Raw genomic sequence first — 8,738 nt, forward strand, 5'->3', positions numbered from 1 at the left:
AATACAGGATTATTGAAGTAACAACATTTTGAATCATAAAACACCTCATTCAAATATATTTTTGAATGAATTTTAACATTAAACTTTGTAGATGTCAACTTCAGCTCCACCAATTAATAATTGCATGTCAATATTTGTATTGTGTAGTTTCAGAAATATATTGTAATTCAAATTGTAGAAAATTACATCAAATATTATAATGAAAAAAGAATCCAACAAAAATTGGACTACCTGTCTCCGGTTGAATACCGGAGACGGTAGCCCTAGGGTGTTTTTATTAAATTCTCACTTTTTTGGGGTCAGTCCCACGACCGTTGATTGAGCTTAAAACTATTTCGATTTATGAGCCATTGGAAATCTCGTATGATGAATATATGTCTAATTGCAAACATTAACTAGAGTAATAGCCTAGTTAATAAGCATGGGAGGGAGTTATAAGCTCTCTCTTTTTTGTCTGCGCTGTTCGCGGACAAATCGCACGTTGATTCGTGCGACGGGCGAAGACCATTTTTTGCTGATAATTTTAGCGCAGCTGAAATTATTTTGTTAGCAAAAGATGGGCAAGCAAAAATTGCGTGAAGCAATTTTTTCGGTGCGTAGTTCGCGCCGATTTTTTCGAGGCCACTTTTGTGGGCCGAAAAAGCAGTGAATTTTTTGAACCGTGAGGGTCAAAAAAGGGGTGCAACCCATAGCCCTCGGCAGAGCGTTTGTAGTTTTGATGAACCGTAGGGTTGTCAAAACTACAAAAACGTTACTTTTTGACAAAAAGTAACAAAAACCTCTGTTACTTGCTTCTCAAATTTTTTAATGAAAATCATTGAGTCTAATTTATTTGGCGAGGAATAGCGGAGCGCCTCGCCGTTGTTCGCTATTCGAGCAATCATAACACAAAATTTTAAGATATTGATAATTTAGAAATTAAGATACCAATCTTAAATAATCACTTTTCTACAAAAATAATGGGGTCATTTATCTATCCATTTTTTAAGTCATAATGGGTAACTTTATAAAACCATTATCTGTTAAAGAATGGATTACTTTATTGGTCCGCTATTTTTGAAAATATGGGCTTCTTTAATTAGTCCATTAATTTAGAGAATATGGACTAGTTTATTCAGCCATATATTATACAATTATGGACTACTTTACTTGGCCTTTTATTTTACAAACATGGATTACTTTATTAGCCAATGTTTTTCAATCATGGAGTAATTTATGAATCCATTATTACAGCCAAAATGGTCAACTATACAAAACCATTAATCGCTTAAATATGGATTACTTAAATAGTCAATACATTTTTCTATAATGGACTCGTTAAGGTGTCAATTTCATTCTAATAGTAAGAGATTGGTCTCCATAGATTTCAGTCCTAAAGAATAAAACATCAGTAATTAATTACTTGGTTCAGGGATAGTTCCCAATAAATTCATTCTCAAATTTTTAAAATGAGTTTTTAAGGCATACTGTATTAAAGAAAAATTTTTAAGGAGTATACGTGATGCCAAAATTAACTATTTCATTTAAAACAAATCCGAGAATGACAAACATTCGACATAATAATAGAGATTTAACAGAAAAAGAATGGAAGAGCCCAGAACATTCACATATTCTTAGAGATAAAAGTCATCAAAATATTGTAGTTAAACAATTAGATATTCGAGAGCTATATGAAAAGGAATTTGGACCTTCTTTGCAGGAATACAATGAAAAGCAGATAAGAAATGATCGAAAAATCAAGGATTATTATAAACATGTTGGTAAACTTGATACCTTAGATCAACAAAGAGAGTTTATCATTGGTATTGGATCAAAAGCGGATTGGGATGAATTACCAGAAGGATATAAACTCAACATAGGGATATATTTAGCTAAATATGCACAAGATTTCGAAAAACGTCATCCACATTTCCGTGTTTATAATGCAGTAGTGCATCTGGATGAAAAAGGTGCTCCGCATTTACATTTAAATGTAGTTCCCATCGCAGACGGTTATAAAAATGGTCTCTCTAAACAGCCCAGCTTTTCAAAAGCATTGAAGCAAGAGGGATTTACAGAAAAAGGAAAATTTCAACTTATGGCTTTTCGCAACAACGAAATTAAAGTCCTTGAGACAATGTTGAAAGAAATGGCAGTCGAACGTAAAAAAGTAGGTACGAACAAGATTAAAGACATGCGTGAATATAAAGAAATGATGGCTGAACTTGAGGAGGAAAAAGGAAAGAAACTGAATGAGATTAAAGCTGAAATCACTTCTGAGGTCTCAAAAGTAGAAAAAGAATTTGCAAAAAAGAAAGAGAAGTTGAATACACTTGAAAAAGAGATTGATAGAAAAACACAATCAATTGAACAATATGATAATGTCATCCATTCAAAGCAAGAGTCTGTTAATAAGTTAGATGAAAAGTTTGAAGCTAAAGCTGATAAACTAGAATTACTATTAGCTCAAGAAAAAGCTATAAATGCTATCAACGAACAATTATTAAAGGATATTGGAATTAAAGAGGATAAGAATTACCTATTTACCAAGGACTTTAAAGTAGAGGAACGTGGACTAATTGGAAAAAAAGAAAAATTTGCAGTTGTACCTTTAAAAATTTTTGAAAAAATGTTATACCAAGTAAATACCAAACCTATGAAACAAATTTTAGACGATTTTATTGATAAAGTCTTTAACAATAGTATTGTCAAAGGATTAAAAAAGAAAATTAGCCAATTGACTGGTGAATTGAAAAGAGCTAGAGTACAACTTCAACATGAGAGGTCAGTACGCATTGCTGAACAAAAAGAAGCGGAGAAAAAAATGGATTCGCTATTGAAGGAAGTGCAGCCTGCAATGAACCTATACGAAGATTTTCAAAACTATCTCACTGAAAATGATAAGAAAAAAGTATTTGAACGCATCGAAAAACACAAAAAATTACACCAAAAACAAATAAGTAAAAATCGCAATACAAATGATTATGAACGTTAAAAAGTGCAGATCAATTCTGCACTTTTTAATTTATTTAATTACTCAATCATTCCAAACCAAGTTAACGCATCGATGATAGCTTGTTCTTTTTTGGGTGGACAATTTGGAACTCTTTGATTTTCTTTCTTAGAGTGATTATAGTTCTCTCGCTCGATTATCCCAAGTTTCCTTTTTACTTGTGCAATGTTAAGGGTAGATACTTTTAATTCAAATTTTCTAAAGACATAATCTTTGATTTCTGAATAAGTGGCATCCTTCTTGACAGAAATATCTTTGAGATCTTCTTCATTGATTTCAAGATCAATATGATGGTTGATATCTCGTTTGGACAATTTCACAACCGCCTCAGTTCGTGCAGTATGAGGAAACATATCAACGGATTGGATATATTCAACCTTATAAGCTTTTGTCAGCTCAACCAAATCTCTGGCTAGGGTCGAAACATTGCAGGATACATAAACCATTTTAGCAGGCTTGTATTCCAAGATCGTTTTGAGTAGTTTTTCATCTAAGCCAGTTCTTGGTGGATCAACAACTAGGGCATCCGCTCGATAGCCATCCCTGTACCACTGGGGAATGATGTCCTCAGCCTTACCTGCTTCGTAGTGGGTATTGGTCAGCCCCATCCGTTTGGCGTTGGCCTTAGCATCCTCGATGGCTTCAGGGATAATATCCATACCTCGAACAGACTTGACCTTTCTGGCAAAGGCAAAGCCAATGGTTCCCACCCCGCAGTAGGCGTCGATTAGGTCTTCATTACCTGTTATATCCAAAGCTTTGACAGCCTCACCATAGAGAACTTCCGTTTGTTGGGGATTTAGTTGGTAGAATGCCCGAGGTGACAGGGAGAATTCATAATCCAAAACAGCCTCTTCGATGGCCTGTTTGCCCCAGAGAATCTCCGTTTTTTCACCGTATATATCACTGGACTTCTGTCTATTCCAGTTTAGAGCAACAGTGACAATAGTAGGAAATTGCTTGGTTACTTCTTCAATGAGTTTGGTCAGATTGATCTGGCAGGAGGTGACAAAAATAACCTGCACCTGACCAGATTGACGGGCTCTGCGAACCATAACTGTACGAATGCCCTGCTCCTTACGCTCGTTGTAAATAGGGATACGGTGCTTGGTTAGTAGGTCAGCAATCCTATTGATAATTTTCTGGGTTTCCTTGTCTTGGACATAACAGTCTGTAATACCAATCAGGCGATGGGAATTTTCGGCGTAGAGCCCAGCTTTGACTTGCCCCTTGAATGAACGGGTTTGAAACTGTAATTTAGCCCGATAATGGCTTGGCTGATCCATTCCAATGGTTGGGGGAATGAGGTAATCCTCATAGCCTGCTGGCTTAAATTTCTTCAAGGCTTGTTGGAGCAGGTCTTGCTTGAAGTCCAGTTGCTTGTCATAACGAAGGTGCATGATTTGACAGCCGCCACAGGCTTGATAAATGTCACAGCTTGGTTTGACCCGGAATTTTGATTCTTTGTTAATTTTCAGTAGCCTTGCTTCCACAAAATTACGTTTAACAGAGGTTACTTGACAATAGATTTCTTCCCCCTTGAGGGCACCAGGAACAAAGACTAGCGTTTTTTGATAAAAGCCAATACCTTCGCCATTGATACCCATTCGCTTGATTTTCAAGGGAATTCGTTGGTTTACTTGTAGATTCATATTATTATTTTACCGAAAATTCCTGTATAATGAAAGAATGAGAATTACAAAAATCGAAAAGAAAAAACGGCTTTATCTCTTAGAAGTCGACGGACAGGAAAATATCTATATTACAGAAGATACTATTGTTCGCTTCATGCTCAGTAAGGACAAGGACATCACAGAAGAGGAATTTGGAGCCATTCGGGATTTTGCCCAATTTTCCTATGGAAAAAATTTGGCCTTGTATTTCATTTCTTTTAAGCAGAGAACGAGAAAAGAAGTTCTTGATTATCTGGAAAAGTATGAAATTAGCGGGACAGCTGCTTTAAAAATTGTTGCCAATTTGGAAGAAGATAAATGGATTGATGACAAAAACTATGTAGAAACCTATATCCGTCAGAATGGCTTGAGTGGTGACAAGGGACCGGCTATGCTTCGTCAAAAATTGATGATGAAGGGAATTTCGAAATCAATCATAGAAGATGGACTGACTGAGATTGATTTTTCAGAGCTGGCTGAAAGGGTTGCAGAAAAGTTATGTCGAAAGTATCAATCCAAGTTGCCCCTGCGAGCTTTACAGGATAAGTTGGTTCAGGGGCTGATGGCTAAGGGGTTTTCCTATGAGCTTGCCAAACAGAGTATTGGTTCATTAGAATTGACCTCGGATGAAGAGAATGAAGCAGATTTAATTGCCAAGGAGTTAGACAAGCAGTATCGGAAATACAGTCGAAAATATGAGGGATATGAGCTAAAACAACGTTTGACACAGGCTTTAGCCCGAAAGGGATTTGATTTTGATGCAATAAAAACAGCCCTTCGTGAATATCTCTGAGAAAAATTTTCGCCTAGGTTGAAAAAATATGGTATAATAGTCAAGATAAATTGTAATAGTAGAAAGTTGGTAACAAAGTGAAATTACCAAAGGAAGGCGACTTTATTACTATTCAAAGTTATAAACATGACGGTGAAATTCATCGCACTTGGCGTGACACCATGGTATTAAAAACAACGGAAAATGCTATTATTGGGGTCAATAACCACACCTTAGTGACTGAAAATGATGGCAGACGTTGGGTAACGAGAGAGCCAGCAATCGTTTATTTTCATAAGAAATACTGGTTCAATATCATTGCAATGATTCGAGAAAACGGAGTATCTTATTATTGTAACCTAGCAAGTCCCTATGTTCTTGACAACGAAGCACTCAAATACATCGATTATGATCTTGACGTCAAGGTTTTTGCAGATGGTGAGAAAAGGCTTTTGGATGTTGATGAATACGAGCGACATCGTAAGGCTATGAAGTATTCTGATGATATTGATTTTATTTTGAAGGAAAATGTCAAGATTCTGGTTGATTGGATCAATAATCAGCGAGGTCCTTTCTCTCCAGCCTATGTCAATATCTGGTACAAACGCTATTTAGAACTGAGAAGTAGATAAAGTTAGAAAAGAAAATCCTGTTTTGCAGGTTTTTTTCTTACCATTTAAGAAGGAGTAGAGCATGGCATTTAATCAAACCAATGGTCGTTACGCTAGTTTTGGAGTTGTAACTTCACTTCCTGGTGAAGTGATCGATAGTTTCTGGTTCTTTATTGATAATTATTTAAAGGGTGTGATTCCATTAAAAAATGTGATTCGCTTTTCAATCAAAAATAGGAAGGGAAAGATTACGCTAGTCTTTTCTCAAGAGGGCTATAAAAATGCTATTGCTCTGGATTTGAACAGTCGTTTTGATCCCTTTTACCCATCGACTATTTTAGTGATGGATAAACAAGGCAAGGAGACCATTACTCTTCCTGACGAAGTGACGCTTTTGTAGTTAAAACACCTTGTTAATATAATAATTTTGTTGTACAATAGAAGTGTGAGATTGTCGACAAGATAGGAGGTCATTATGGTTCATCTCAAAGAGGAAAAACCATTGTATTTACAATTGGTAGATGAGTTAGAAGTTACTATTCGTGAAAGAATGGCCCCAAATGATAAGTTGCTTTCTGAGCGTGAATTAACCCAAGTCTATGGGGTGAGTAGAATTACTGTTCGTTTGGCTTTGCAAGAGCTCGAAAAACGTGGTTTGGTATATAAAAAACATGGTAAGGGGACCTATGTTTCTGAGATTTCAGAACGAGCTGTTGATTTGTCGCAGGCCTATAGTTTTACTGAACAAATGAAAAAAATTGGTAAGATTCCCAAAACATCTATTTTATCGTTTCAGATTGTACAAGCAAGTGATTATATAGCTCAACATTTACAGATTTCAGCAGGTGAAGAAGTTTATGAAGTGGAACGATTACGTCTTGCAGACGATATTCCAATGATGCTAGAAAGAACCTATGTTCCAATTTCTTCATTTCCAAATTTGACAGCTCAGAGAATGAAAGAGAAGCCTCTTTACGAAATATTTCTAGAAGATTATGACCAGGTTATTCGACTTGCAGATGAGGAATTTTATGCCAGTATATCTCTTGATCATGAAGCAAAAATATTAGGTATTCCAAATAATAGCCCTGTTTTGCATTTGATTAGAAAGACGTATAATGTGAAAAATCTGTTAATCGAATTTACTTTTAGTATTGCGAGAGCAGATCAATTTCGCTATAAGATAAGTCATCAAAGATAGGTAGAGATACCATGGTCATTTGGTTTATTTTTGATAATATGGGCGAGTGAAAAGCTCCTATCAATAAGAGAGTTGTAGTTTGAAACATCTTTCCAATCTAGATCAGCCTTGAGGCTGTTCTAGCTAACTGCATTTTTGTGGTAAGTATGGTTCGCTCAATACTTAAATCTTGTATTCACAGTTCTGTACTTCTACCTAAGGCCAGTTTTTCAGCTTCTCAACATTGGTTTTTGGACCGTATTCCCTAAAATACTGATTTGATTAGCCAAAATCTATCTCTTATCTAAAGCACTTTACTTGTGAATACAGGTGTTAAACTTAAAAGATTTCCAAGCAATTTCTGTGAATACTTATTAAGAACTAAAAGATGACAACAAAAAAACGGGCTCTATAATTTCTGTAGTGGGTAAAACCACCGTGGAGATTATGGAGCCTTTTTGAGTGTAGAAAAAAAGTCCCATATGACCTATAATGAAAAGCGACCAAACTACTCATTAGAAAGGGTCCATATGGAACAACTAAATCTTATCACAAATCTTCTCAGAATTAAAGACAAAAATATCACTATCTCTAATGAATATGACCTAGGAACTCACTTAGAACTCCACGGTCACTTGGATTACACAGCCCCTAAATGCTCAAAATGCAAGGGACAAATGGCTAAATACGACTTCCAGAAAGCCTCTAAAATCCCCTACCTAGAAACTGCTGGTTACCCGCTACTTATCCGCCTTAGAAAGCGTCGCTTCAAGTGTAAAGAATGCGGAAAAATAGCGGTCGCTGAAACTCCTCTTGTCAAGAAGAACCACCAAATCTCTGTCGCTGTTAACCAGAAGATTGCTCAATTACTCATCGAAAATCAAGCAATGAAACATATTGCACACAGGCTATCTATCTCAACATCATCAGTTATGAGAAAACTCAATGAGTTCAAGTTTGAAACAGATTGGAATGCCTTACCTGAGGTGATGAGCTGGGACGAGTATGCCTTCAAAAAAGGGAAAATGAGCTTTATCGCTCAAGATTTCGACTCCCTAAATGTCATCGCCATTCTGGACGGAAGAACTCAAGCAACCATCCGAAACCACTTTCTACGCTATCCTAGAAAGGTTAGAAATCGGGTCAAAGTCATTACCATGGATATGTTTAGTCCATACTACAAATTGGCTAGACAGCTATTTCCCAATGCAAAAATTGTACTCGACCGCTTTCATATTGTTCAACACCTTAGTCGTGCTATGAACCGTATCCGTATTCAAATTATGAATCAATTCGACAGAACATCGCAGGAATACCGAGCCTTGAAACGCTACTGGAAATTGATACAACAAGATAGCCGTAAAATCAGCGATAAACGATTTTATCGCCCTATGTTCCGAATGCACTTGACTAACAAGGAAATACTGGAAAAACTCCTGTCTTTCTCCGAGGAACTACGACAGCACTATGAACTCTATCAACTTCTCTTATTCCATTTCCAAGAGACAGG

At 36.3% G+C, this 8,738-nt stretch carries 6 protein-coding genes and 2 pseudogenes; 7 read left to right on the top strand and 1 reads right to left on the bottom strand.

The features are described 5' to 3' along the window. Positions 1–159: 159 nt before the first annotated feature. Together C1E99_RS10395 and C1E99_RS15270 are read left to right on the top strand one after the other, a co-directional pair. A pseudogene (locus C1E99_RS10395) lies at positions 160–261 on the top strand (IS3 family transposase); the annotation flags it as partial. 1,240 nt (positions 262–1,501) lie between these two features. Next, positions 1,502–2,974, top strand: coding sequence for a plasmid recombination protein (locus tag C1E99_RS15270; protein ID WP_024378623.1), 1,473 nt, complete (start codon positions 1,502–1,504; stop codon positions 2,972–2,974). A 320-nt stretch (positions 2,975–3,294) separates the two neighbouring features. On the opposite strand, the pseudogene rlmD reads toward C1E99_RS15270, so the two are convergent. Further along, a pseudogene (gene rlmD / locus C1E99_RS10405) lies at positions 3,295–4,644 on the bottom strand (23S rRNA (uracil(1939)-C(5))-methyltransferase RlmD); the annotation flags it as partial. Positions 4,645–4,681: 37 nt separating this feature from the next. On the opposite strand from rlmD, the gene recX reads away from it, so the two are divergent. The 5 genes from recX to C1E99_RS10430 form a co-directional block, all read left to right on the top strand. Next, on the top strand, positions 4,682–5,458 hold the full coding sequence (recX, locus tag C1E99_RS10410) for a recombination regulator RecX (protein WP_105144987.1): 777 nt from the start codon (positions 4,682–4,684) through the stop codon (positions 5,456–5,458). A 77-nt stretch (positions 5,459–5,535) separates the two neighbouring features. Then, entirely contained in the window at positions 5,536–6,069 is a 534-nt protein-coding gene (locus C1E99_RS10415) for a DUF402 domain-containing protein (protein ID WP_004194106.1), read from the top strand. A 61-nt stretch (positions 6,070–6,130) separates the two neighbouring features. After that, entirely contained in the window at positions 6,131–6,448 is a 318-nt protein-coding gene (locus tag C1E99_RS10420) for a DUF960 domain-containing protein (RefSeq protein WP_105107195.1), read from the top strand. Between the two features lie 75 nt (positions 6,449–6,523). Continuing rightward, entirely contained in the window at positions 6,524–7,249 is a 726-nt protein-coding gene (locus C1E99_RS10425) for a GntR family transcriptional regulator (RefSeq protein WP_105107196.1), read from the top strand. Between the two features lie 509 nt (positions 7,250–7,758). Next, positions 7,759–8,738 (top strand): ISL3 family transposase (locus C1E99_RS10430; protein WP_193441805.1); only part of this gene is annotated, 980 nt, incomplete at its 3' end.

Source organism: Streptococcus suis, assembly GCF_002964045.1.
Taxonomy (GTDB): domain Bacteria; phylum Bacillota; class Bacilli; order Lactobacillales; family Streptococcaceae; genus Streptococcus; species Streptococcus suis_U.

What these genes read in the sequence shown, in the direction of transcription:
- C1E99_RS15270 (WP_024378623.1), top strand. Translation starts at nt 1,502, where the DNA reads ATGCCAAAATTAACTATTTCATTTAAAACAAATCCGAGAATGACAAAC.
- recX (WP_105144987.1), top strand. Translation starts at nt 4,682, where the DNA reads ATGAGAATTACAAAAATCGAAAAGAAAAAACGGCTTTATCTCTTAGAA.
- C1E99_RS10425 (WP_105107196.1), top strand. Translation starts at nt 6,524, where the DNA reads ATGGTTCATCTCAAAGAGGAAAAACCATTGTATTTACAATTGGTAGAT.
- C1E99_RS10420 (WP_105107195.1), top strand. Translation starts at nt 6,131, where the DNA reads ATGGCATTTAATCAAACCAATGGTCGTTACGCTAGTTTTGGAGTTGTA.